Raw genomic sequence first — 25,110 nt, forward strand, 5'->3', positions numbered from 1 at the left:
ATAGGAATCCTCTATCGCAGGGAAATATCGGGGAATAACGGAAATTCCCCGCAAGGAAAGGGGCGCATCACCGTATTTCATCCCTGTTGAAAACAGCGGGTTGTGATAATAAAACCTGATTGCAGGCTCAGTGGCAGGTGTTGGTGGAAATTAACGCAAGTTGTAACAGAACCGTTTCACTATGAAATGGTTAGCAAAAGACTAAGGGTTTTTCTGCAGGGGGTTTTAGTGCAACCTATGCCGCAGATTTTATCCCATAGGTTTTTGATATATTTCCGAGTTTAATAATAGCCCGGCAATATGGCGTGTTTAAGGAAGATTCAGTGAAACGTAGTGTAATGAGTGTTTTATCTTGTGTATTGATGTTCTCCGCAGGCAGTGCGAAAGCTATCGCGCCACTGGATTTCCCTGTCGTGCCGCCAAGCATTGACGCCGCTTCTTTTGTGCTGATGGATTATGCCAGCGGTGATGTGCTGGCCGCCGGCAACCCGGATGAACGCCGTAACCCGGCCAGCCTGACCAAACTGATGACAGGTTATGTCATTGACCGCGCGTTAGATCATAAAAAAATCACCATGGATGATGTGGTGACGGTACCGCAGGAAGCCTGGGTCGCTGGCAATAAAAGTCTGGCCGGTTCTTCACTGATGTTTCTAAAGCCAGGTGACCATGTCACCGTGCGTGACCTGATCCGCGGCATCATCATTACTTCCGGTAATGACGCCTGCGTGGCCATGGCCGATTATGTGGCGGGCAGCCAGGATTCATTCGTAGGAATGATGAATCAGTACGTGGTGAGCATGGGGCTGACCAACACCCATTTCGAGACTGTGCATGGCCTGGACGCGCCGGGGCAATACACCACCTCTTATGATCTGGCGAAACTTTCCCGCGCCATTATCGGCGGGGAACCTGAGGAATATCATATGTATGCTGAAAAATCGCTGACGTATGACAACATCACTCAGCAAAACCGTAACGGCCTGTTGTGGGATAAAAACCTGCAGGTTGATGGCCTGAAAACAGGTCATACCGAAAGCGCCGGTTTCAACATTATTGCCTCTGCGACGCAGGGTGACCGTCGTCTGATCGCCGTCGTGATGGGCGGTAAAAGCTCAAAAGGCCGCGAAGAACAGGCGCGCAAACTGCTGACCTGGGGTTTCCGCGAATATACCAGTAAACAGATTTTCAAAGCTGATCAGACCGTTTCCAGCGAACATGTTTGGTTTGGTGCTAATGCACAGGTGAAGGTCGGTTCACTGAGTGATGTCTTTATCAGCGTGCCGCAGGCCGATGCCGATAAACTGAAAGCCCAGTACGTGCTGACCCGTCCGCAGATTGACGCGCCGCTGAAGAAAGGTCAGGAGCTCGGCAGTATTAATATCGTAGATAACGGCAAAGTCATCAAAACCGTGCCGCTGGTAGCACTGGAAGATGTCGCAGAAGGCGGGATCATCAGCCGTGCGATTGATTATGTGAAGCTGAAAATTTAACGTCTGTTCCGCTGGTCAAAACGCAAAAAGAGCCTGCCCGAAAAGCAGGCTCTTTTTTTTGCACCTGCTGCACCACAGTTGAACATTCTGCGGCACCGGGGCGACATCTTTATTCCTCCCCGTCGGACAGGGCAGGTGTAATTACCTGAAAATCCCATCGAATCAATGTGGCATGTTTGTTGCTGAGAACTTATTTCTTGCTAGCAATGTTAAAAATCTTTGGCTGGCGTTGACAGGAAATAAGGGAGACGACGAATGACAACATTGAATATGCCCATGACAATCGCGGCCAGCGCACGGTGGCGGCAGTTAGTTCTGGGGCTGATTTGCATGGCGGCGATTTCCAGTCCGCAATATGTCTGGACTCTGCTGACTAAACCGCTCGCGCTTAAACTGGGGGTTCCGCTGGCAGAGTTACAGGTTACGTTCTCGCTACTGATAATTCTGCAAACCTTCTTTTCTCCTTTTCAGGGCAGCCTGATTGAACGTTTTGGCCCGCGGAAACTGATTTCAATCGGCACGCTGTTATCAGGGTTCAGTTGGGTACTGGCGTCACAAGTCAGCAGCATTACGGGCCTTTATCTGGTCTATGGCTGCATCGGCGGACTGGGTACCGGCATTGTTTATGTCGGTGTCGTCGGGTTGATGGTGCGCTGGTTCCCGCATAAACGTGGCTTTGCGGCGGGAATGGTGGCTGCCGGATACGGAATGGGGGCGATTCTGACCACGTTCCCTGTTTCGACGTCCCTGACCAGTCGCGGGCTGGAAAGTACGTTGATTATCTTTGGCGTTATTTTCGCCGTCATTGGTTTTCTGGCCAGCCAGGGATTACGGCTGCCGCCGTCGCTCAGCGAGCGTCAGGATGTGCCGGTCATGGTGACGGAAGGCAAACAGTACCGTCCGAAACAAATGCTCAGACAGCCTCTGTTCTGGCTGATGTTTTTCATGATGGCGATGATGTCGACTTCAGGGCTGATGGTCACCTCGCAAATGGCGGTGTTTGCCCATGATTTTGGTATCACGGAAGCGGTGGTGTTTGGCATGGCCGCGTTGCCGCTGGCACTGACCATTGACCGTTTTACCAACGGGCTGACACGCCCGCTGTTCGGTTTTATTTCGGATAAATTTGGTCGTGAGCAGACGATGTTTATCGCATTTGCGCTGGAAGGCTGTGCGATGATTTTGTGGCTGATGTGCCGCGACAATGCTGTGTTGTTTGTTCTGCTGTCCGGCGTGGTGTTTTTTGGCTGGGGAGAAATTTTTTCCTTGTTCCCGTCAACGCTGACCGACACCTTTGGCAGTCAGAATGCCACTGCCAATTATGGCTGGTTGTATATGTCGCAGGGCATAGGATCCATTTTTGGCGGCCCGCTTGCGGCACTGATTTATCAGCACACGGGCGGATGGAATATTGTATTCACCTGCGCCATCACGCTGGATTTTGTCACCGCCATTCTGGCGCTCTGGGTACTGAAACCCTGGCGTGCCCGTTTTATGCAGGCAGCCCGTGACTGAATAATCCTAAACTAGCGGGGTCTGGAGACGTTGTCACAGAGGAATGTTAACAAGCTGTAATTCAGGTAAAGCAGCGGGGCGACCGGCTCACGGACGCCCCGAACGGCCTAAAACACTTTCGAAGAAAAATCCGTTTTCACTTCGCTTTCAATGTAGGTATTTAAACCCCAACCGGCGCGCGCCAGTTCCTTCATTTTTTCGAGATGTTCGGGGCCAGGATGGCGGATATCGTAGAGATAAACGTGATTGTTCTTGAAGCGGATTTTGATCGAGTTGGCATCAATCTGGAAGCTGACAACCTGTGAATCACCGCTTTTGTTGGCGTAATTTTCCATGCTGCATCCTGTTAGCTAAGCCTGATTTCGGGCGACATCTTCTATTAACCACGTCCGGGCTTTTCTTGCAGGGCGACAGTTCACAGTTTCTTCAACTCGCTGAAAACTTAGCTTATCTGTGTACATCACTCCCCGATTTTTCGGGAAGTGATGTAACGGGGGGCATTACGCTTCTTCGCGATTATTTCAGCAGGAACGAATGATCAAAGGTGCCGCTGACATTCAGCGCGACGGGCAATAATCCCTGCGCGTGATAGAAATCTGCTGTTTGCTGTTGCTGCGTCTCGGTTGCGGCATCTATCGGCTGCCAGTAGGATTTACGACGCTCGAACCCCAGCTTTGCGGCGTCCAGCGGGAAGCCGATGATTTTCGCCAGTTTTTCGCTGTACGCATCCAGATTTTTATACGCCCATATCTGTGCATCGCTCAGGCGCTGCAGATAGTCAGCGATGGCCTCGCGTTTAGCTTTATCTTTCAGCGCCGTATCCGTCGCGGCAAGGAAGCTGTTACCCGACCACAAGCCGCGGCCATTTACGACCACACGCAGATGATCCTGAGTCTCAGCGAAGGCGGTGTAGGGTTCCCACGTTGCCCAGACATCCACTGAACCTTGCGTCAGTGCCAGCTTCGCATCGCTTGGCGGCAGGAAGCGGAACGTGACGTCTTTGGCGCTCAGTCCGGCAGAGGCAAGGGCTTTCAGCGCGACAAAATGTCCGATGGAACCGCGGTTGGTCGCGATACTTTTGCCTTTCAGATCCGCGGCGCTTTTGACCGGGCTGTCCGGTTTCACCAGCAGCGCGGTGCCGTAGGCGTCTGACTTATCCACGGCGATGGCTTTTACCTGCGCACCTGCGGCCTGTGCAAATAACAGCGGCGCATCACCGATAATGCCCACATCTACCGCCTGTGCATTCAGCGCTTCTGCCAGCGGCGCAGCAGCCGGAAACTCTGACCATTCAATTTTATAGGGCAGCTTATCCAGCTTATTTGCCGCTTCCAGCTGTGCCCGCATGTTGCCTTTCTGATCGGCGACCCGCAGGGTAATTTGTTCGGCATTTGTGGCGAACACAGCGCCGGTCAGCGTGACCAGCAGCAGAAGATTTCTCACATTCAGTCGCATCGGGTTTCCTTAACTCAGGGCAGTCACGGCGGTGTGTTTTCGGGCTTCCCGCGCAGCGATTTTCTGCTTCGTCAGCGGGATCAGACTCTTACCGTATTCGACGGCGTCATTCAGCGGATCAAAGCCGCGGATCAGGAAAGTGGTGATGCCCAGATCGTAATATTTCAGCAGTGCATCGGAGACCTGTTCCGGCGTACCGACCAGGGCCGTAGAATTGGAACCGCCGCCAATCAGCCCGGCGATGCCGGTCCACAGGCAGGAATCGAGACGATCGCCTTGCGCGACGGCTTTCAGTAAACGCTGAGCTCCCACGCTTTGGAGTTTGGCTGCCAGCACCTGACCTTTCTCAGCTTGCAGGGCGGTGGCTTTAGTGAGAATTTCATCCGCTTTCGCCCAGGCTTCTTCTTCTGTTTTGCCGAGGATAGGGCGGAAGGAAATACTGAAGTTAATATCCCGGTTGTGTTTTGCCGCAGAGGCTTTTACCGCTTCCACCGTTTCTGCTGCACTGGCCAGCGGCTCGCCCCATAACGCAAATACATCCGCCTGTTTACCCGCAACACGGATGGCATCATCGGAAGATCCGCCGAAAAATACCGGCAGTTTTTTCTGACAGGGCTTAATGGCAGAGAAAGCATTTTCCGCCTGATAAAATTCACCCTGATGGTCAAAACCGGTTTCTGAATACCAGCTCTGTTTCAGTACATCGATGTATTCATCCGTGCGCTGATAGCGGCCGGATTTCGCCACATAATCACCGTCACGGCGTTGTTCCGCATCGCTGCCACCGCTGATGATATGCACTGCCACGCGACCATCAAGCAGGTGGTCGAGGGTCGCCAGCTTACGGGCGGCGAGGGTCGGCGCGACGAATCCCGGCCGGTGAGCCAGAAGAAAATGAATGCGGGATGTGCTGGCCCCGGCGTGCGCGGTGACCAGAAAAGCATCGGGCTGGTCGGAGGCATAGGCCACCAGAATGCGGTCAAAGCCAGCATCTTCATGGGCTTTGGCGAAATCGGAAATGTATTTTTTATCGAAAATCGGGCCGGTCGGTGGGATGATTTCAGAAGCCAGACGGTGTCCGATCATACCAATAAATTGCACGCTCATAGGCTGTCACTCCTCGGGATGAGGCCAGCGGATGAAGGTCTGCGCTGGCAGGAGTTATCACCATAAACGGTAACTTACTATGTGAGAAATTCATTATCTTCATAAGCTAATATAAAAAATGTGCATGAACAGGTGTTGCTTTGGGCATCGCGCCCAGGGGGTTGACCTTAATGCCAGTCCGGATGGCAATCCCATAATCACTACCTGCCACAATCCAACCCGTTAGCTATCGCCGCGGCAAACGCATCAATCGCTGGTACCTGACTCGCAGGAACGTTGGGATAAATCAGCCACAACTGGCTGCGGGGGGCGAAATCTTTCAGGTCATACAGCGCCAGTTCAGGGCGCAGTGCATGTTTTTCTACCAGCGCGCGCGGCATCAGCCCCAGGCCGCGCCCTTCAGCAATCAGGGATAATTGTAAGGTCGTGCCAAACGCCTCAAGATTGATGAGCAAAGGTAAACCCTGTTCAGTCAGCGCGCGCTGCAGGGCGGCGCGGAAACCACAGCCATGCGGATTGAGGATCCACCCGTGCTGATAACAATCTTCCAGACGTTGTGGCAAAGCCTGCGGTGCTTTCGGGCCGACAACCACTAAATCGACCGTACCCAGCGGCTGGTTTTCGACACCCTCAGGGAATTGCTTACTGGCAGGGAACAGCACGACCGCGGCTTCCAGTTCCTGCTGCTGTATCCGTAACAATAATTCGTCGCCCCAGCCGCTGGAAAGTCGCGGCTGGATTTGCGGAAATTGCGCAGACAGGGTTTTCAGGGCAGGCAACAGACTGCTTTCGCTCAGGCTTTGTGGCACGGCAAGGCGCAGAAGGCCGGAAGGTGGACTGTCGGCGGCAACCAAATCACTGAGCGCATCCACCTCACGCAAGATATGACGGCATTGCTGATAAACACGGTTGCCCATCAGGCGTGGGTTTCAGGGGTTTGGTCTGGCGGTTCAGCAGCGGAATGCCCAGCGATTCTTCAAAATTTTGTACCCGACGGGTAATTGCCGGCTGTGTCAGCCCCAGCTCATCGGCAGCAAGCCGGGTAGATTGCAGGCGGATAACGGCGACAAAAGCAGTCAGGTCTTCAATTTTCATAGGCACTCAGCGTCAGGATTAACGTAAAAACGGATGCCGGCAGGATAAAACAATTTTCACGCGGACGCTGGATCCTGATGCACATTTTTATGTGTGATTTGCATATTAGCTTATCCATAAAATGAATTTTGCTTGGATCATGGCGATGCTAACCTGTCGGAAACAGTGATGAAGTATGAGGAAAGTGATGACGACTTTACAGCTCGCGCCGCTGAGACAATTTCTGGCGGACTTCACCCGGCTGGTGCAGGAACCGCACGGTCAGACGCAAATACTGGCGCAGGGAAGCGAACTGCTGACCCGTCTTATCGGCGAAGATAACTGGCTGCCGGAGGAGTTTGCGCAGCCTCATCCTGAACATTATCAGCAATATCTCTTGTACGCCGATCCGCTGTCGCGTTTTTCTGTGGTGAGTTTTGTCTGGGGGCCGGGGCAGAAAACACCGGTGCATGACCATCGTGTCTGGGGGCTGATAGGTATGCTGCGCGGTGCAGAAGTCAGCCAGAATTATACCCGCCACCCCGACGGAACGCTGCAACCGGAAGGAAATCCCATTACGCTGCACGTTGGCGACGTCGGGAAAATCTCCCCCGATCAGCTGGATATCCACCAGGTCAGCAATTTTTTCAAGGAACAGGTCTCGGTCAGCATTCACGTTTACGGCGGCAATATCGGTGCGGTTTCACGGGCGGTTTATCTGCCAGACGGCACCGGGAAAACCTTTATTTCCGGCTACTCCAGCCCGCACCTTCCCAATATCTGGGACCTGTCAAAAGAGAGAAATCATGACTGATTCATATTCACTGCCTTTGCGCCATTTTTCTGAACTCCGCGAGGCGTTGCTCGAAGGACAGGATGTGGCACTGGTTGACCTGCGTGAAGAAGCGGCCTTTGCCACCGGACATCCCTTATTTGCTGCCAATCTGGCTTTGTCTAAACTCGAACTGGAAGTGCTGGATCGCATACCAAACCGTCTGACGGCTATTACGTTGTATGACAATGGTGAATTTTATGACGTGCAGCGCGGCGAGCGTAAAACCATGCGGGCGGCTCAATTGCTGAAATCGCTGGGGTATCAGAATATCGCGTTGCTGGCCGGTGATCTGGCTGGCTGGAAAGAAGCGGGTGGTGAGATATTTATTGATGTGAACGCGCCCAGTAAAGCCTTCGGGGAATGGGTTGAACATCATTACGAGACACCGTCCCTGAGTGCGGAACAGGTGCTGGCATTGCAACAGCAGGGGGCAAACATTGCTGTGCTGGATGTGCGCCGTTTTGATGAATACCAGGTGATGAGTATTCCGGGCGGCGTGAGCGTACCGGTAGGCGAACTTGTGCTGCGCCTGAAAGATGTGGTGCCTGATGACAACACGCAGGTGATCATCAATTGTGCGGGGCGTACCCGCAGCATTATCGGCACGCAATCTCTGATTAATGCCGGATTAACGCAGCCGGTGTCTGCATTGCGTAACGGTACGATTGGCTGGACGCTGGCGGGGCAGGCACTGTCGCACCTGCAACATAAACAGTTTCCGGCACTGAGTGAAGCCTCACGCAGGGTTGCGCTGAAAGGCGCGCAAACTCTGGCTTTACGCGCGGGCGTGCGCTCAGTGACGTTGTCACAATTACGTAACTGGCAACAGGATGATTCCCGCACGTTATACGTGTTTGACGTGCGCACGGCAGAAGAGTTTCGTGCCGGGCATCTGGCAGGCACGCGACACGTTCCCGGTGGCCAGTTGGTTCAGGAAACCGATCACTATGCCAGCGTTCGTGGCGCGCGAATAGTGCTGGTGGATAATGATGGTGTGCGTGCGCGCATGGCGGCCTCATGGCTGGCACAGATGAACTGGGAAGTGTATATCGCCGAAGTGAGGGCTGAAGATCTGACTGAACAAGGCGACTGGAAAGCCCGGGTTGCGCCCGCACCGGCTGTGGAATCTGTCAAACCGGAACAACTGCTGAACTGGCTGAGTGAGGGTAATACCGGCATTATCGATCTCACCACCAGCGCGAATTTCCGTAACCGGCGCATTCCGGGTGCGGTCTGGACAACACGGGGCAATATCCCGCAAATTATTGCCTTACAACCGCAGAAAGCGCGTTGGGTTGTCACCTGCACCAGCGGTTTGCTGGCACGTTACGCTGTCACGGAAGTGGCCGGATTAACCGGCAAACCCGTTTATTTGCTGGAGAAAGGCACGGTGGGCTGGATCGACCACGGGTTGCTGCTTGAGCGGGGGGATTCTGCTTATCTGGACGACGCGCAAGACAGATATCGTCGTCCGTACGAAGGCACGGATGTCAGCCCGCAGGCGATGCAGGATTATCTGGACTGGGAATACGGGCTGGTCGGGCAGTTGGAAAAAGACGGAACGCACGGTTTCAGATTACTGGAAGCCTCAGGGCTGAGGCCTCTGCGTGAGGAACGCAGAGGTTCAGTTAACGTTTAACGACGACCACGCGGATGAGTGCGGGCTGTCCAGTCGTATGTTGCAGAAGTGCTTGGAACGGCTTTATTACGGCGCTTTTCGGCCCGCGCTTTCGCAGCGACTTTTTCTTTTTCTGCCATCAACGTATCGATGTAGTCATCTTTAATCCGGTTATTTTCCGAATTCGTCAGCTCACGGCCCTGTGCTTTACGGGCTCTGTCCAGCAGTGTTTTTAACTCACGCTGTTCGCTTTCCGTCATATCTTGTTGGGTCAGTCTTTTCATTTTTACCGCATCCTGTGAGGAAAGTGGCTACCATTGTAGTCGAAATGGTGGCAGGAGTCGCTGCAACTCATCACCTTACTTGTTTTGTTTTTTTAAAAGGCAGTTGTTTCAGAAAGCTTGCTGAACGGAGCGGCAGCGTGTGTTGAAAACGTGAAGGGAGATCCGGGAGGGAAAAAGCACTTTTCTCTCCCGGTGGTTTCGGTGCGAAGATCGTATGATAACTGTTATTAAGAAACCGAAAGGTTCCCGATCAGGTCATCGGGCTTTCACTGCAAGTGATAAACCGCCGGTGATATCCGCTCCGACATCACCGCGAATATTACTGTGAATCCTGGCTGGTCCCGGTCTTAGGACTTGCCGCTGAACTGTCACCCGCATCGGCGGTTTTGGTATACACAATCTTCTGACTGTCATTGCCGCAGTGGCCCACGACCTGCCCGCCAGCCTGATCGGCCTGATCATTTGGCACGATATCGAGTTTAAACCCTGATTCAGGCAAGCCGTTTGCCACGATTTTCTGGGTAATGTCAGCTTTTACGCTTTCACAGGAAGCCTGTGCCATCAGCGGTGCGAACATAACGACAGCAAGACCCGCTAAAAGTGTCTTTTTCATCATTCATTCCTTTTATGAAAACCAGTGTACTTATGAGTCTAGCAGATAGGATTTACGGAGCCAGTAACTGACGGCCATTACGACGGTCAAGGCAGCGCTCAGTGTTCGGTTCCCAGTACGCATTGATGTTTTGGCTGGCCTGACACTTGTCGCGCAGATCAATCGAATTGTCGTATTTGGAGAAGTCTTTCTCGTTACGCTGGTTTTTCATGGCGCGCAGGCGTTGGGTTTCATTCCATTGCTCTTTGCTCTGACGTGCTTCTTCGTTGGTCATGGCATCATTGCCGGTACCGCCAAAGACACAGGTTCCGCCCGCACAATTGGTGGCCGCGAGTGCAGGCGCCTGCCAGCTGGCGGTTATAGCCAGCAAAGCCACAGGCAGAATGCTGCGGGTCAGTCGGGATTTAAACGTTGTATTCATCAGCTCATCCTTTTAATTTACACATCGCTCAGGCGAATAATTGCATTATAACATCCGGCCGAATGACGTCACCCTCTGCCGGTAAACTGGTTGATATCTTATTGAACTTCGGACTGTAAACCTGGCCCAATTATGCTCAAAACGTCTTTACTGTTCTTTGCGACCGCACTGGCAGAAATCATTGGCTGCTTTTTACCTTATCTCTGGCTGCGCAAAGGGGCAAATGTGCTGCTTTTATTACCCGGGGCGCTCAGCCTGGCGGCGTTTGTCTGGTTGCTGACATTGCATCCGGCGGCAAGCGGCAGGGTGTATGCGGCTTACGGCGGGGTCTATGTCATGACCGCCATGCTGTGGCTGCGGTTTGTCGATGGCGTGAAGCTCAGCGCCACCGACTGGCTGGGCGCATGTGTGGCACTGGCGGGGATGCTGATCATCATTTCTGGCTGGAAAACGGCGTGAACGGCTATTGCGATAATCTTTCCATCAGCACAATCACTTTCTGAATCACAATTTGCGCCGCGCGGGATAACTGGCGGCGCGGGGCAACGCACAACGCCAGCGTCAGCGGTTTGGCGCTGCGGCCCTGAAGCGGCACAAACGCCAGTCGCTTTTCCTGTAAATCTGGCAATACATCTAACAAACTCAGCACGCCGACACCGGCCCCTTTGCGGATAAGTTCGCGCATCATGCGCACGTCATTACAGACGATCGACGGCGTTTCCAGTAACTGATAGCGGTTATACAGCAGTCTGGCGCGGGCATTGACCATCAGCGGTTCGGAGGGAATGATCTGCCGGTAGGAGGCGATGTCACTGAACGACAACGATTCCTTCTGCGACAGTTTATGACCCACCGGCATCGCAATCCCGATGGGTAATTCCGCAAAAGCGCGTACTTCCAGCCCGGTATGTTCGACGGGATCGAGCAACAATCCAAAATCCACTTCCGCTGAACTGACCTGTTCGCTGATGTTCCGGCTGTCTTCGATGCGGATATCAAACGTCAGGTAAGGGTGTTCTGCGCCCACGTCGGCAATCAGTTCCGCCACCATCCCTTCGCTGAGAGCGGCAATCATAGAGATGGTGACATGCCCGCGTCGCAGTCCCTGAATTTCATCGAAACGTTCGCGGGTGCGGGAAAATTCTTTCCGCCAGCGGCGGATGTCATCGAATAAAATTTCGCCTGCTGAGGTCAGTTTCAGGCCTGTCGGTAAGCGTTCAAACAGCGGGGTTTCCAGCGTTTGTTCAGCCTGCAGGATCTGCCGGTTTATGGCTGAAGCCGAGACGTGCAGCACTTCTGCCGCTTTGCGCAAACTTCCTGTTCGGGCGACTTCGGTAAAATATTGCGAAAAACGGGAGAATGGCGACATGGGTGTACTAATTTATGCAGTGAATAAGTGAGATAACTATTATGGACTGCATCACTCATTTTTCCTAGATTGTGCGATGCCCCTTTGTAAAACAATCACCTCAGGTTGTTTTACAGGCAAAACGGGCAATGACAGGGTTCGTCAAAACACGTTTAAGCTCGCGTGCTGTATTCCACGGGATAATGGTGGGACGAATTGTGGCGTTCGTTCTGCTGGTGCGCGTGCGTGTGTTTTGAAAAACAACACTAATAACAAGCGTGCATTTTTGATCACCAGACTGAAAGTGATCACGCGACCAAGAGATTCCTTCTCATGTTAGAAAAACTATTTAAGTTAAAAGCTCACCGTACTAACGTGCGGACTGAGATTGTGGCTGGACTCACTACATTTTTAGCAATGGCCTACATTCTGTTTGTTAACCCGTCTATTTTGGGCGCGACGGGGATGGATAAAGGTTCGGTTTTCGTGGCTACTTGTCTTGCTGCCGCAATCGGTTCCGCACTGATGGGCTTTATCGCCAACTACCCGATCGCACTGGCTCCGGGCATGGGGTTAAACGCCTTCTTCACCTACACCGTGGTGCTGCATATGGGTTACACCTGGCAGATCGCGCTGGGGGCCGTTTTCCTTTCAGCCTGTATTTTCTTCGCGTTATCGATTTTTAAAATCCGCGAATGGATTATCCGCAGTATTCCGCTGCCATTGCGTTCGGCCATTGCGGCGGGTATCGGTTTATTCCTGGCGCTGATTGCGCTGGAAAATGCCGGTATCGTGATCGCTAACCCGGCGACGCTGGTCGGTCTGGGCGATCTGACCAAGCCGGGTCCGCTGTTTGCGATGCTCGGTTTCATTCTGATTGTGGTGCTGGAAGCGCGTAAAATCACCGGTGCGGTGCTGATCGGTGTGCTGGCCGTGACCGTTCTGGCGATTGCACTGGGTTATTCGCCGTTTGGCGGCGTAATGTCGATGCCACCTTCCATTGCGCCAACCTTCATGCAACTGGACATCAAAGGCGCGTTTAACGTTTCGCTGATTAGCGTGGTGTTCGCGTTCCTGTTCGTGGATGTGTTCGACAACTCCGGCACCCTGATTGGCGTGACCAAACGCGCAGGGCTGGCGGATGAAGACGGCAATATCCCGAAAATGGGCCGTGCGCTGGTCGCTGACAGTGCGGCGGCGTTGTTCGGTTCACTGCTCGGCACCTCAACCACCACCAGCTACATCGAATCCGCAGCAGGCGTGAGCGCTGGCGGACGTACCGGTCTGACGGCGATTGTGGTGGCTATTCTGTTCCTGCTGAGCCTGTTCTTCGCTCCGCTGGCAGGCAGCGTTCCGGCCTTCGCCACGGCTCCGGCTCTGTTGTTCATCGCGGTTCTGATGACGTCTGGCCTGGCTGAAATCGACTGGAAAGACATCACCGTGGCAGCGCCTGTTACCGTGACTGCGCTGACCATGCCGTTCACGTATTCCATCGCCAACGGTATCGCATTTGGTTTCATCACATGGACGCTGGCAAAACTGCTGACCGGTCGCTGGCGTGAGCTGAATTCTGCGCTTATCGTCTTGTCGATTCTGTTTGTGATTAAACTGGGCTGGCTGAGCGCGTAATACGTTTTCGGTTGCCGGATGTCGGAAAGGCGCGGGCAGGTTGCCGCGCCTTTTTTGTGCGCACTGATAAAAGGCAGATAATAAAAAAGCAGCCGGAGCTGCTTTTCGTGTCAGTCAGGGCGCAATATTACCCTTCGCGATGTACCTGCAAACCGGCGAGAGACTGGCTGACCGGCATCATTTCGATGCTGTTGATGTTGACGTGTGCCGGCAGGGTGGATACCCAGAATACGGATTCGGCCACATCGGCTGCGGTGAGCGGATTAGTGTTATCGTAGGTTTTACTGACTTTCTCGTCGTCGCCTTTAAAGCGCACGCTGGAGAATTCAGTACCACCGCACAGACCCGGTTCGATATTGGTGACGCGAACGTGGGTGCCATGCAGGTCGGTGCGCAGGTTCAGACTGAACTGACGCACAAACGCTTTGGTCGCGCCATACACGTTGCCGCCTGCGTATGGCCAGTTGCCTGCGGTGGAACCGATGTTGATCACATGCCCGGTGTTGCGTTCAACCATGCCCGGCAACACGGCGCGGGTCATGTACACCAGCCCTTTGGTGTTGGTGTCGATCATTTTGTCCCAGTCTTCCAGCGAGGCTTTATCCGCTTTTTCCAGACCGAGTGCCAGACCGGCGTTGTTAACCAGAACATCAATGTTACGCCAGTCAGCAGGCAGGCTGGCGATAGCTTCTTCAATAGAAGCCCGGTTAGTCACGTCCAGTTCAACAGCGTACAGCGCGTCTCCCAGTTCGGCTTTCAGGTCATCCAGACGCTCTTTACGGCGACCGGTAGCAATCACTTTATGGCCTTCTTTAACAAATTTACGTGCGATTTCAGCACCAAATCCGGCAGTTGCGCCGGTAACAAAAATAATCATCCCGGTATTCCTCAGTTTTTAAGCAAGGTGTGCACGAGGCCCACTAAAGAAACTCTTTAAGTATTAACACAAAAATAACGAGACCGGCATAGTCAACCGGTCTCAGTGCGTATCATTTTGTTGCAGTTACTTTTTCAGATAGGGCGCGATCAGCGATAAATCCGCTACAGACAAGCGATCCGGTGCGGTCTGCGCCTGATGCCAGTAAGGATACAACAAAGGTAACTGGCTGACCTGATTAAGTCGTTCAATTTCTTCGTTATTGAGGGTTAAATCAGCGGCGAGCAGGTTATCCTGCAACTGCGTGTCGTTGCGCGCCCCGACAATCACCGAGGTCACCTGCGGACGGGCAATCAGCCAGGCCAGCGCAATCTGCGCCGCAGAAACGCCACGGGCTTCGGCGATGTCCACCAGCACATCGACCACATCGTACAGCGCACTTTCATCACGCACCGGCGGTTCGCCCCAGTCGGCCAGATGACGGGTGCCTTCCGGTGCCGCCTGATTGCGGCGGTATTTACCGGAAAGCAGACCGCCTGCCAGCGGGCTCCAGACCAGCACGCCCAGCCCCTGATCCTGCGCGGCAGGCAGCAACTCATATTCAGCTTCACGCGCCTGCAGGGTGTAATGGATTTGCTGACTGACCGGACGGATATAGTGATTAGCGTCGGCCACGCCCAGCGTTTTCATCACGTGCCAGGCGGAAAAGTTAGAGATACCGACGTAACGCACTTTGCCACTGCTGACCAGATCGTCGAGCGCCCGCAGCGTTTCTTCCAGTGGCGTCAGGCCGTCCCATTCATGCAACTGATATAAATCCAGATAATCCGTGTTCAGACGTTTCAGGCTGGCTTCACAAGCGCGCAGAATATGATGACGGGACGAACCACGGTCATTCGGGCCTTCACCCATTGGAAAGCGGGCTTTACTGGCCACCAGCACGTCGTGACGTTTGTTGCCCAGTGCTTTACCGAGGATCACTTCCGATTCACCGCCAGAATAGACATCAGCGGTATCGAACAGATTAATCCCGGCATCAAGACATAATCCTGTCTGACGTTGTGCGGCCTCAACGTCAGTTTGCCCGGTTTTGGCAAATTTCCCCTGACCACCAAACGTCATGGTACCCAGGCTGAGAACTGAAACTTTCAGGCCAGACCGGCCTAACAGACGGTATTCCATAGTTTATCTCCATTGAGAGTCATTTTTACCGCAGATCCTCTGCCAGCCGTTCACCGGTCTGGGCATCAAACAGATGGATCGCCTCGCGGTTGGCATCGAGATACAGCGGCTGACTGGCGCTGATACGGGCGCGTCCGGCGAACTGGACGTGCAGCGGGAAACCGCACCAGTCGATGTGCAACAGGCTGCTTTCTCCGGTCACTTCCAGCAACCGTAACGTGGCGGCAGGTTGGGTACTGTGCTCTGCCGGTTTTAAATCGTGCGGACGCAGGCCGAGCGTGACGGGTTCTCCCTCAGCGTGCCGTGCCTGCAACGCCCACTTCTCTGGCAGTGCGAACCACAACTGATTACAGTTCACACCTGGCTGACCGTCAATATTGCGGAAGACGCCGCTGAGCAGATTCATGGGCGGTGAACCGATAAAACGCGCCACAAAGGTATTTACCGGCTTGTCGTAAATCGACAACGGATCGCCCTGTTGTACGATAAAACCGTCTTTCATCACCACGATATTATCGGCCAGCGTCATGGCTTCGATTTGATCATGGGTCACATATACCGTGGTGGTGCGGAACTGCTGATGCAGCGATTTGATTTCTGCGCGCAGTTCCATACGTAACTGGGCATCGAGGTTGGAAAGGGGCTCATCGAACAGAAACACTTTTGGATTACGCACCAGCGCACGACCCATCGCCACACGCTGGCGCTGGCCGCCGGACAAATCTTTCGGCAGGCGTTTCAGTAAGTGATCGATACCCAGCACTTTTGCGGCCTGTAGCACTTTGGCCTGTTGTTCGGCTTTCGGCACTTTCTTCACCTGCATGTGGAATGCCATGTTTTCGGCCACGGTAAGATGCGGATACAGTGCGTAACTCTGGAATACCATCGCAATATCACGATCGGCGGGGTCAAAATTATTGATCTGCTGTTTATCGAGCAGAATGTCGCCGTCAGACAGGGATTCCAGCCCGGCCAGCAGGCGAAGTAAGGTGGATTTTCCACAGCCCGAGGGGCCGACCAGCACGGTGAAACTGCCGTCAGGGATGGTCAGATCCAGCGGTTTCAGCACCTGCACTTTGCCATAATGTTTGGCGACTTTTACCAGTTCTACCAGAGCCATTTAGATTTTCTCCACAAGGCCAAAAAGTGATTGCCAGTCAGGGTAACGGCGCGGGGAACTGCTGATGGCACAACCGGCAACGCGAACCCCCCATTGCAGCGCCGTGGCAGGCGGCAGGCCATAAATCAGCGCGGATAAAAACCCGGCATTAAAACTGTCTCCGGCACCGATGGTATCGACCACCCCGACCGGTTCGGCATGCTGATGCAGCGTCAGATTTTTGGCCCACAGACGCGCCCCCTCCGGTCCGCATTTCGCCACGCAAAAGGCGTTATCCGCCATCTGCTCCAGCAACGTCAGCGCGGCGACGTCCAGTGTGGTAGCGTCTGCCAGCCCGAGTGTTTCGACTTCATTGAGCAGCAGCGCATCGCAGAATGGCAGCCATTTTGCCGCCTGTTCACGTAACGCATCGCTCCAGTCTTCCGGCGGCCAGCCACTGTCGACAGCCACCTGATAACCACGCTGTTTCAGCGCTGCCAGCAGTTGCGGATAGTCAGTGTAAAGCGCGGTACACAGCCAGGTGCCGCACAGCAATACCCAGTCTCCGGCCTGTGCCGTTTCAGGGATTTGCCCCAGAACGTCCTGCATGGACAGGCGCACAATATGTCCCTGATTACTGAAAAATGTTCTTTCGTGATCAGGATGTGTCACACCAAAGGTCAGCGAGGTTTCGCAATCGCAGGTCGGCCAGCGTGAGGCGCTTTCCGGGAACATACCTGCCAGCCAGCCGCTGAACTGGTCATTGCCCTGATTTGCCACCAGACGAAAAGGGGAACCGAGCGCAGAGAGTGCCAGCGCGCAGTTTCCCGCCGACCCGCCGGGGCGCAGTGAACTGCTTTCGAGCATCGCTTCCGTGCCTTTTTTCGGCCATTCGTGCAACGTGCTCATGATCAAATCCACGTTGATATTGCCCGTCACATACAGCGTGGCGCGGGTCAGAGGTTTTGTTGTCATTGATGAGGTTTCCCTGATGTTCATTTTCAGCCCTTGCTGCCGCCGGAGGTCAACCCGCTGACCATGGTTTTTTGCAGCCAGAGCGCAATAAAGAGCGGCGGAATGGCCGCAAGGATCCCGACAGCGGCAATCAGACCGTCGTCAGTGGCGCGCCCGGCGGTGAATCCGGCGATGGTGACCGGCAGCGTCTGGGCGTCGATATTGTTGGTAAACAGCAGGGCGTAGAAAAATTCATCCCAGGCCAGCAACCAGCCAAACATCGCCGATGCACCCAGCGCCGGTTTTGCCAGCGGCAGGGTGATGCGCAGCAATACTTGCCAGTAACGCAGCCCGTCGAGACGCGATGCCTGTTCGATATCCACCGGCAGCGCGTCAAATTGGTTTTTCAGCATCCAGGTGAGGAACGGCAGGATCATCGAGCAATACACCAGAATCAGCCCGAGATGGGTATTGAGCAGCGCAAGCTGTTGCAGGATGAAATACAGCGGCAGCACAAACGCCACCGGCGGAACCATGTAAATCGCCAGGCTGCCAAACAGCCAGCCGTCGCGACCGGGATAGCGCGAGAAGCTATAGGCCGCCGGTATCGCCAGCATCAACGACACCAGTGTGGCACCACAGGCGACCAGCACACTGTTGCCGAGCGCATGCAGGAACAGCGCACCGGGCGTTCCGGCCTGTAAGGTCAGCAGGCGGGTATAACGGTTGAAATCCCAGTGGCGCGGCAGCCATTCCAGCGGAATGCGGGTCAGATCTTCCGCCGAGCTGACGCTCATCAGGAACATCCACAGCAGCGGGGCAAGAATCGAAATGGCCACCATCAGCGCCGCAAAGTAACGTAAAACGAGCCGGATTTTTTGTTTCATTCGTTGCTCCCTGAACGGCGCTGACGCAGTAACATCACCATGTAAATCATGATCAGCAGTGCGCAGATCAGCGTCATGAGTATCGCGTACGCAGCACCGCTGCCAGCGCGCAGATAACTGAACGATTCCTGATAGACAAAGAAACTGACGGTTTTGGTGCTGTCGAGCGGCCCGCCACGGGTCATGACATAAATGATGTCGAAGATTTTGAAGGCGTCGATGGTGCGCAGGACAAGCGCGACGGCCAGCGGTGCGGCAATCGCCGGTAAGGTGATTTTACGAAAACGGCGGAAAGCCGATGCGCCGTCGAGCCGTGCGGCTTCGAATAAATCTTCCGGAATGGTTTGCAGCGCCGCCAGCACCAGCAGGGTGATCAGCGGATAGTTTTTCCAGATATCCGCGAACATCACGGCATTGATCGCCGAAGACGGATCGCCGAGCCAGCTACGGTAGGCGTCAATCAGCCCGAGCTGAGAAAGCAGGGCGTTAATGCTGCCGTAATCGGGATTAAAGTTCAGCCGCCACAGGGTGGCGTTGACGATAGTCGGCAATGCCCATGGCAGAATCACCAGCACGCGCAGAGCGCTGCGTCCCCAAAACGGCTGGTTCAGCAACAGCGCGACCAGCACGCCGATGATGCCTTCAATAACCACTGAGACGACAGTGAAATAGAGCGTCCGCCAGAGTGCGGCGCGAAAATCCGGATCCGTCAGCGCATAGATGAAATTCTCGCTCCCCACCCAGTTGGGCGCAGAACCGTCGCCGATTAACCCGGCATCCGTAAAGCTGAGCCACAACGTGCGGGCGAGCGGCCAGGCGGTCAGTAAGAACATCATCAGAAGCATGGGCGCAAGCAGCAACCAGGCCTGACGTTTCTCGCGTTGGGGTAATGTCAGCATATCTTTTCCCAGCCCGTCCGGCCGGAACCGGGCGGGCTATTATAGTGTTGGCTTTAAAACTTAACGTAAACGATCAGCGGCTTTGGTTGCGGCTTCCATACCATCCTGAGCCGGGGTTTTACCCTGCAATACCGCCTGAATGTTTTGCTGCAAGATGTTCGACAGACGGGAGTAATCTGCTGTAACCGGGCGCGACAACATCACATTCAGCGAGGTTTTCGCCGCCGCGATCAACTGCTCCTGATCTTTCTGCACCGCCGGATCTTCATAAGACGATTTCCAGATTGGCAGACTCAGTTTGGCGTATTTGTTCTGCACTGGCTGCGACGTCATGTAGCTGATGTATTCCCATGCCTGGTCCGGATGTGCGCTGGCTTTGGCGATGCCCAATCCCATCGACCCGTTAACGCCGGATGCGCCGCCTGCGGTTTCACCCGGTGCCGGAATGACCCCCACGTCACCCGCGACTTTGCTCTGTTTCGGGTCGTTCGCCATGTTGTACATGTAGGTCCAGTTCAGTGCGAAAGCCGCATCACCGTTGGAGAACGACTTACGCACATCTTCTTCCAGATATTCACGCGAATTCGGGTTAGTCAGCCCTTTATCCAGCGTCTCTTTCATGTAGCTGATGGCTTTCATCGCGCCGGAATTGGTGAAATTCAGTTTGCCGTCTTTGTAGAAATCCCCTTTGAACGCCGACACCAGCGTGGTGTAGTCGCACAACAGCGCTTCGGATTGTGACCAGCTCCAGACCAGCGGATATTTCACGATGCCTTTTTCTTTCAGGATCTCCGATTGCTTTTCAACATCAGCCCAGGTGGCGGGCGGGGTAGTGATCCCGGCTTTGGCCAGCATGGCTTTGTTGTAATACAGATATTTGGTATCGAGGATCCACGGCATCCCCCAGCGTTTATCTTTGTAGGTCACGGTGGAAATCGCGCCGTCAAAAATCTTATTGCTTTCTTCAGCCGGGATACGCGCCGTGACATCCTGCAACAGGCCGTATTTGTTAAATTCAGCAGGCCAGATCGCATCGAACAGCACCACGTCATAACCTTTGTCACCGGCACCACGTGCGGCGACGATTTTGTCGTGCAGGGCTTCATACGGCACAAACTCCAGGTTCACTTTGATATCCGGATGCTGTTTGGTGAACTCGGCGGTCATTGCGCGGATATCCGCTTCGCTGTACGCCGCCTGAGTCATAAATAAGGCACTGAGCGTCGTATCGGCCAGCGCGCTGGCGGAATATCCCAGGGTGAGGGCAGAGAGGGCGCACAGGGTGGCCGCAGGGGTAAATCGTAGGCTCATCGTCATTCTCCGAAACAGGGTTAGGTTTATTAAATCAATTTGATTGCTTTAATCGGCTAAAAAAAATGGGAAGGCATAGTTCTGCCAGTCCCTGCGTCCCTGCCGGATTTACCCTTCATACTTCGGGCTGCTGATGCGTTGGCTACGCTCCATCACCCGAATCACTGACTTATGTCAGCTCATCGGGATTCACTCGCTTGCCACCTTTCTGCAACCCGAATTATCTTGGGTATAAAACGTGTGCTACACGGATGATTCAAATCTAAATAATGACTGGCGATTATTATTAACATGGCAATAACATTCAAAGCTGTGATGCCACCGTCATATTCATATCATCCCAGGTTAACCCTAAATAATTCGGGTTGCAGGAAGGCGGTAAGGCACGAATCCCAGGAGCATAGATACCTATGTGACCGGGGTGAGTGCGCGCAACCAACGCATCTGCAATACGAAGTATGACGGGTTAATAAAATCAATTTGATTGCTGTAATCACTGGCCACATACTGCCCGCAAGGTCTTCACCGTGGAGAGGGATGTGATAACAACGTCTGGTACCAATCTTGAGCACGCCCGTGCTCACAATCGTCGGGTGGTGATCGAAGCCATTCGCCTTAACGGTGAACTGACCCGCGCTGAAATCGCCCGGCTGACGTCGCTCACCCCCCAAACGGTCTCCAACATTGCCACCGAACTCGAGCAGGCGGGTATCCTGTCTTCCCACCTGCCGCGCCGTGCGGGAGGGCGTGGTCAGCCAGCAACGCCACTGACACTCAATCCTGACAGCGCCTATTCAATAGGCATCCATCTTGATCATCAGTCGCTGCTGACTGTGCTGGTGGATCTGACCGGAACTGTTCGCTTTCGCAAACTGATCCATGTACAGAAACCGCAGCCAGAGCCCACGCTGGCTCTTATCGATCAGGTTCTGCAAGAAATGCGCCAACAGGTGAAAATTGACTGGCGAAAAATATTAGGCGTGGGTGTGGTGATGCCGGGGCCGTTTGGCGTAGAAGGCATTTCCTCACAAGGGCCGACCACGCTGCACGGCTGGGATAATATTGATATTGAAGCGCGTTTAAGCGCCGCGACCGGCTGGCCGGTGACGCTGGAAAACGATGCGACGGTAGCCGCAATCGGTGAGCGTTTTCACGGTGTGGCCAAGCAATTATCGTCGTTTGTGTATCTGTATATCGGCACCGGGCTGGGTGCTGGCATCTTCACCGACGGACGGATTTACACCGGTCATGCACACAATGCGGGCGAAGTCGGCCACATTGTGGTGCAACCGGGCGGGCGAGAATGTTATTGCGGCAACAAAGGCTGCCTCGAACGTTATGTTTCTTTGCAGGCGGCGTATGAAGCCTGCGGACTGGATCCGATGTCGGCCATGCCCGAAGATCTGCTGAAAGTCGATGAAAAAGTGTTCGATAAATGGCTTGATACTGCCGTCGAACCGGCACTCCAGGCCATCAATATTATGGAATGCGTGTTCGATGCGCAGAGCGTGATTATCGGCGGCACCATGCCTAAACCATTGGTGGAAAAGCTGATTAAGCGCCTGACGCCCCTGTATAATTCGGTGCGCAGCCGGTACGCGCAGAGTGCACGCATTCGCCTCGGGATGTCCGGCAGCGACACACCCGCGCTCGGTGCTGCCGCGTTGCCAATATTTGATGAATTCAATCCGCAATATGAAGTGCTGTTGAAGTAGTGATGTTTAAGTGCTTTGATTTATATTGTGTTATCTGCAAATAGGGTGTGCGTGAAGGGGGATATTTTTTTGATATCCAGTCCTGACAAATAAAAGAAGAAAAACTTCTGCTTTTTGTTATCTCAAACTCACCCAGATTGGGGTCAAATATTTTATAAGTCCCTTTATGTATGCTCATGCCAATGCAGTGTGAGTAACCATTTTTTGAATAAACAACGATACTGAAAACACCCCTGATGGTGGATCTTGCAAATGACTGAAAATCATTTGTTTTTAAATCAACTTGTCTTATCGGGTAAAATAAGTCGCTGTTGAAAGCCAGGTTTATTTTTCCAGATATCAGGTACTTACAGGTTAATGCGCGTTGGCGGGAAATAAAGTTATAAGTGTTTTTATAGAATAAAAAAGATTGAGGTTTCTCAGAAAGTTCATGCTGGATCCATGAACTTACCATCCCGGCACATACGCCATAACCTGAAACTGATATATCCCTGGTTTGTGTTTTTAAAAATGCCATCTGGTCAAGATGAAAATTACATGTCATGTGTTTTGTAGTCATAAAGATAGAGATTAATTAATGATTTCTGATGGGGCTAAATGTTATCACACGCACGCATCAGAAGATGTCTGGCATAGCTAAATGAATTATTTTCGATCCGGTATTGAAATTTTCGAACCAACCGGTCTGACTCTTTGATCTGACCGGTTGGTCAGATTTGGCATAAGCTTTGCAAATGTTCTGTTATCAATCGTGAACGAGAATGTTGCAGAGAAGGACAATGCCATGAGTCAGATCATCACCCGCGCCGTCCGCGGAAATTTCTTCGATATCCGCGAGCCGGTATTACGGCCGGAAGATTTAGAAGCGCAGGTGCGTTATATCGAAGACGGCCTGATGTTGCTCAGCGGCGGCACAATCATCTGGCTGGGAAGCTGGCAGGAAGGTGAGGGCAAGCTGGCGCAGGCACGTAAAACCGCTGTTCTGGAAATTGATGATTATCGCGACAAGCTGATCGTCCCGGGCTTTGTCGATACGCATATTCACTATCCGCAGACCGAAATGATCGGCGCGTACGGCGAGCAGTTGCTCGAATGGCTGACGCGCTATACCTTCCCGACCGAACAACAATATCACTGCGCGGATTACGCCAGGCGCATGTCGAAATTCTTCATCAGTCAGTTGCTGCTTAACGGGACCACCACGGCGCTGGTGTTTGGCACCGTTCATCCGCAGTCCGTCGATGCCCTGTTTAAAGAAGCCTCCGACATCAATATGCGGCTGGTGGCGGGCAAAGTGATGATGGACAAAAACGCCCCCGACGCCCTGCTGGAAACCCCTGAAGAAAGTGAACGCGACACGCGCGGGCTGATTGCGCGCTGGCATAACCGCCAGCGTCTGAGCTATGCGCTGACGCCGCGTTTTGCGCCGACATCTTCGCCTGAACTGCTGCAAAAAGTGCGGTTGCTTAAGCAGGAATTCCCCGACGTGTACATGCATACCCATCTGAGCGAAAACGTCGCCGAACTCTCCTGGGTGAAAGAAATGCACCCTGAACATCAGCATTATCTCGACGTTTATCATCAGTACGGACTGACCGGCGAACGTTGCGTGTTTGCACACTGTCTGCATCTGGATGACAGTGAATGGGATTGCCTGCACGACACCGATTCGACTATCGCTTTTTGCCCGACGTCTAATCTGTTTCTGGGCAGCGGTCTGTTTAATTTGCAGAAATCCTGGCAGAAACAAATTCGCGTCGGCATGGGCACGGACGTCGGTGCGGGCACCACCTTCAACATGCTGGAAACGCTGTCAGAAGCCTACAAAGTCGGACAACTGCAGCGTTACCGTTTATCCGCATTCGAAGCCTTCTATCACGCCACACTCGGCGGCGCACGGGCGCTGCACCTCGACGATAAAATTGGCAACTTTAATACCGGTAAAGAGGCGGATTTTGTGGTGCTCGAACCGGGTGTCAGTGCGCTGCAAAAATTACGTGCCACCAACAGTAAAACGCTGGCTGAAAAGCTGTTTGTGCTGATGACGCTGGGTGATGACCGTAATGTGTATTGCACCTACGTTGACGGCGAACCGGCGTATGTACGGGATGCTCAGCGGGAGGAACTCTCAGCATGATGAACAGTGATACCGGCGGCAAAGTCCGCCTTGCGCGTGAACGCACCCTGGAAAATATCCACGCGGCGGCCATTGCAGAATTCAGTGAAAAAGGTTTTCAGGGGGCAACCACTCAGGCCATCGCTCAGCGCGCCGGGATCAAAAAAGCCCAGTTGCATTACTACATCGCGGGCAAAGAAGAGTTGTACGAAGAGCTCTTGCAGAAAGTGCTGAAAGTCTGGGGCGATATCATTCAGTTCGACCCGTCCCTCAGCGAACCCGAGGCGGTGCTCAGCCGTTATATCCGCAATAAGCTGAATTTCTCGTTCGATCAGCCGCAACTGTCGCGCATTTTCACCAGTGAGGTGCTAGGCGGCGGTCACTATCTGCATAAATACTGGCCGCTGGCCACGCAGAATATCACCGGCAAAGAGAACCTGATCCATCAGTGGATTGAGCAGGGGAAAATCCGTGCGCTGGATGCCCGCCTGTTCATCATGCATATCTGGGCGGTGACGCAGTATTACGCCGATTTTGCGGTGCAGGTGAAGCATATGTACGGCAATTTCGAAGGCGATGAACAGGCGCGTGAACACATTATTGGTGAGGTTACGACACTGATTCTGAATGGCTGTAAAGCCTTTGCTCCTCCCCCTGCGAAGGGGGAGGCCGGGAGGG

The 25,110-nt window shown here is 53.6% G+C and carries 26 protein-coding genes; 9 read left to right on the top strand and 17 right to left on the bottom strand.

The window, feature by feature from the left end:
• The first annotated feature begins 323 nt into the window (after positions 1–323).
• Positions 324–1,493, top strand: coding sequence for a serine hydrolase (locus UC14_RS12770; protein WP_037034044.1), 1,170 nt, complete (start codon positions 324–326; stop codon positions 1,491–1,493).
• A gap of 255 nt (positions 1,494–1,748) precedes the next feature.
• A complete protein-coding gene (gene oxlT / locus UC14_RS12775; protein WP_013575552.1) occupies positions 1,749–3,008 on the top strand; it encodes an oxalate/formate MFS antiporter in 1,260 nt (419 codons plus the stop codon).
• Positions 3,009–3,115: 107 nt separating this feature from the next.
• Here oxlT and UC14_RS12780 read toward each other — a convergent pair whose 3' ends face one another.
• From UC14_RS12780 to UC14_RS27085, 5 genes are all read right to left on the bottom strand, one after another.
• Positions 3,116–3,343: a hypothetical protein gene (locus UC14_RS12780; RefSeq protein ID WP_013575551.1), complete on the bottom strand. Its 228-nt coding sequence runs from the start codon at positions 3,341–3,343 to the stop codon at positions 3,116–3,118.
• A 181-nt stretch (positions 3,344–3,524) separates the two neighbouring features.
• On the bottom strand, positions 3,525–4,463 hold the full coding sequence (locus UC14_RS12785) for an ABC transporter substrate-binding protein (RefSeq protein ID WP_013575549.1): 939 nt from the start codon (positions 4,461–4,463) through the stop codon (positions 3,525–3,527).
• Positions 4,464–4,472: 9 nt separating this feature from the next.
• Positions 4,473–5,570: an LLM class flavin-dependent oxidoreductase gene (locus UC14_RS12790; protein ID WP_112197842.1), complete on the bottom strand. Its 1,098-nt coding sequence runs from the start codon at positions 5,568–5,570 to the stop codon at positions 4,473–4,475.
• Between the two features lie 200 nt (positions 5,571–5,770).
• Positions 5,771–6,487: a substrate-binding domain-containing protein gene (locus UC14_RS12795; RefSeq protein ID WP_232829680.1), complete on the bottom strand. Its 717-nt coding sequence runs from the start codon at positions 6,485–6,487 to the stop codon at positions 5,771–5,773.
• Positions 6,444–6,665, bottom strand: coding sequence for a LysR family transcriptional regulator (locus tag UC14_RS27085; RefSeq protein ID WP_232829681.1), 222 nt, complete (start codon positions 6,663–6,665; stop codon positions 6,444–6,446). Before UC14_RS27085 ends, UC14_RS12795 begins: the two co-directional genes overlap by 44 nt.
• Before the next feature lie 187 nt (positions 6,666–6,852).
• Here UC14_RS27085 and UC14_RS12800 point away from each other — a divergent pair, with 187 nt between their 5' ends.
• Both UC14_RS12800 and UC14_RS12805 read left to right on the top strand, forming a co-directional pair.
• Positions 6,853–7,458 (top strand): cysteine dioxygenase, encoded by a 606-nt coding sequence (locus tag UC14_RS12800; protein WP_112197843.1) that lies wholly within the window; start codon positions 6,853–6,855, stop codon positions 7,456–7,458.
• Complete coding sequence (locus UC14_RS12805) at positions 7,451–9,118, top strand: rhodanese-like domain-containing protein (protein ID WP_112197844.1); 1,668 nt, start codon at positions 7,451–7,453, stop codon at positions 9,116–9,118. Before UC14_RS12800 ends, UC14_RS12805 begins: the two co-directional genes overlap by 8 nt.
• Here the strand turns inward: UC14_RS12805 and UC14_RS12810 are convergent.
• From UC14_RS12810 to UC14_RS12820, 3 genes are all read right to left on the bottom strand, one after another.
• The gene (locus UC14_RS12810) at positions 9,115–9,381 is read right to left on the bottom strand and encodes a DUF3811 domain-containing protein (protein WP_013575544.1); all 267 of its coding nucleotides are present in this window, start codon (positions 9,379–9,381) and stop codon (positions 9,115–9,117) included. The two genes, UC14_RS12805 and UC14_RS12810, sit on opposite strands and share 4 nt — an antisense overlap.
• Positions 9,382–9,700: 319 nt before the next feature.
• Positions 9,701–9,994, bottom strand: coding sequence for a DUF1161 domain-containing protein (locus tag UC14_RS12815; protein WP_013575543.1), 294 nt, complete (start codon positions 9,992–9,994; stop codon positions 9,701–9,703).
• Between the two features lie 52 nt (positions 9,995–10,046).
• On the bottom strand, positions 10,047–10,415 hold the full coding sequence (locus UC14_RS12820) for a DUF1283 family protein (RefSeq protein WP_037034037.1): 369 nt from the start codon (positions 10,413–10,415) through the stop codon (positions 10,047–10,049).
• 132 nt (positions 10,416–10,547) lie between these two features.
• Between UC14_RS12820 and UC14_RS12825 the strand changes: the two genes are divergently transcribed.
• Positions 10,548–10,874: a YnfA family protein gene (locus UC14_RS12825; protein WP_015689934.1), complete on the top strand. Its 327-nt coding sequence runs from the start codon at positions 10,548–10,550 to the stop codon at positions 10,872–10,874.
• A 4-nt stretch (positions 10,875–10,878) separates the two neighbouring features.
• Here the strand turns inward: UC14_RS12825 and UC14_RS12830 are convergent, their stop codons facing one another.
• Positions 10,879–11,784, bottom strand: a complete 906-nt coding sequence (locus UC14_RS12830; RefSeq protein WP_013575540.1) for a LysR family transcriptional regulator — start codon at positions 11,782–11,784, stop codon at positions 10,879–10,881.
• Between the two features lie 312 nt (positions 11,785–12,096).
• Here UC14_RS12830 and UC14_RS12835 point away from each other — a divergent pair, with 312 nt between their 5' ends.
• Positions 12,097–13,392, top strand: coding sequence for an NCS2 family permease (locus UC14_RS12835; protein WP_013575539.1), 1,296 nt, complete (start codon positions 12,097–12,099; stop codon positions 13,390–13,392).
• Positions 13,393–13,519: 127 nt separating this feature from the next.
• Here the strand turns inward: UC14_RS12835 and ydfG are convergent, their stop codons facing one another.
• The 7 genes from ydfG to UC14_RS12870 form a co-directional block, all read right to left on the bottom strand.
• Entirely contained in the window at positions 13,520–14,269 is a 750-nt protein-coding gene (gene ydfG, locus UC14_RS12840; RefSeq protein WP_112152274.1) for a bifunctional NADP-dependent 3-hydroxy acid dehydrogenase/3-hydroxypropionate dehydrogenase YdfG, read from the bottom strand.
• Positions 14,270–14,395: 126 nt separating this feature from the next.
• Positions 14,396–15,451, bottom strand: a complete 1,056-nt coding sequence (locus UC14_RS12845) for an aldo/keto reductase (protein ID WP_013575537.1) — start codon at positions 15,449–15,451, stop codon at positions 14,396–14,398.
• A gap of 25 nt (positions 15,452–15,476) precedes the next feature.
• Positions 15,477–16,571 carry an ABC transporter ATP-binding protein gene (locus tag UC14_RS12850; RefSeq protein WP_013575536.1) on the bottom strand — a complete coding sequence of 365 codons (1,095 nt, stop codon included), beginning with the start codon at positions 16,569–16,571 and terminating at the stop codon, positions 15,477–15,479.
• A complete protein-coding gene (locus UC14_RS12855; RefSeq protein ID WP_112197845.1) occupies positions 16,572–17,525 on the bottom strand; it encodes a carbohydrate kinase family protein in 954 nt (317 codons plus the stop codon).
• Between the two features lie 26 nt (positions 17,526–17,551).
• On the bottom strand, positions 17,552–18,391 hold the full coding sequence (locus UC14_RS12860) for a carbohydrate ABC transporter permease (RefSeq protein WP_112197846.1): 840 nt from the start codon (positions 18,389–18,391) through the stop codon (positions 17,552–17,554).
• Positions 18,388–19,290: a carbohydrate ABC transporter permease gene (locus UC14_RS12865; protein WP_015689932.1), complete on the bottom strand. Its 903-nt coding sequence runs from the start codon at positions 19,288–19,290 to the stop codon at positions 18,388–18,390. The genes UC14_RS12860 and UC14_RS12865 overlap by 4 nt, the downstream gene beginning before the upstream one ends.
• A gap of 60 nt (positions 19,291–19,350) precedes the next feature.
• On the bottom strand, positions 19,351–20,601 hold the full coding sequence (locus tag UC14_RS12870) for an extracellular solute-binding protein (RefSeq protein ID WP_013575532.1): 1,251 nt from the start codon (positions 20,599–20,601) through the stop codon (positions 19,351–19,353).
• A 542-nt stretch (positions 20,602–21,143) separates the two neighbouring features.
• On the opposite strand from UC14_RS12870, the gene UC14_RS12875 reads away from it, so the two are divergent.
• Positions 21,144–22,316 carry an ROK family transcriptional regulator gene (locus UC14_RS12875; protein WP_173362098.1) on the top strand — a complete coding sequence of 391 codons (1,173 nt, stop codon included), beginning with the start codon at positions 21,144–21,146 and terminating at the stop codon, positions 22,314–22,316.
• Here UC14_RS12875 and UC14_RS12880 read toward each other — a convergent pair.
• Positions 22,285–22,833, bottom strand: coding sequence for a YopT-type cysteine protease domain-containing protein (locus tag UC14_RS12880; RefSeq protein ID WP_157962106.1), 549 nt, complete (start codon positions 22,831–22,833; stop codon positions 22,285–22,287). The two genes, UC14_RS12875 and UC14_RS12880, sit on opposite strands and share 32 nt — an antisense overlap.
• A 267-nt stretch (positions 22,834–23,100) precedes the next feature.
• Between UC14_RS12880 and guaD the strand changes: the two genes are divergently transcribed.
• Together guaD and UC14_RS12890 are read left to right on the top strand one after the other, a co-directional pair.
• Positions 23,101–24,453 carry a guanine deaminase gene (gene guaD, locus UC14_RS12885; RefSeq protein WP_112197847.1) on the top strand — a complete coding sequence of 451 codons (1,353 nt, stop codon included), beginning with the start codon at positions 23,101–23,103 and terminating at the stop codon, positions 24,451–24,453.
• Positions 24,450–25,110: TetR family transcriptional regulator C-terminal domain-containing protein (locus UC14_RS12890; protein WP_112197848.1), on the top strand; the 661-nt coding region annotated here is incomplete at its 3' end. The genes guaD and UC14_RS12890, both read left to right, overlap by 4 nt.

Source organism: Rahnella sp. NRRL B-41462 (genome assembly GCF_003263525.1).
Taxonomy (GTDB): domain Bacteria; phylum Pseudomonadota; class Gammaproteobacteria; order Enterobacterales; family Enterobacteriaceae; genus Rahnella; species Rahnella aceris.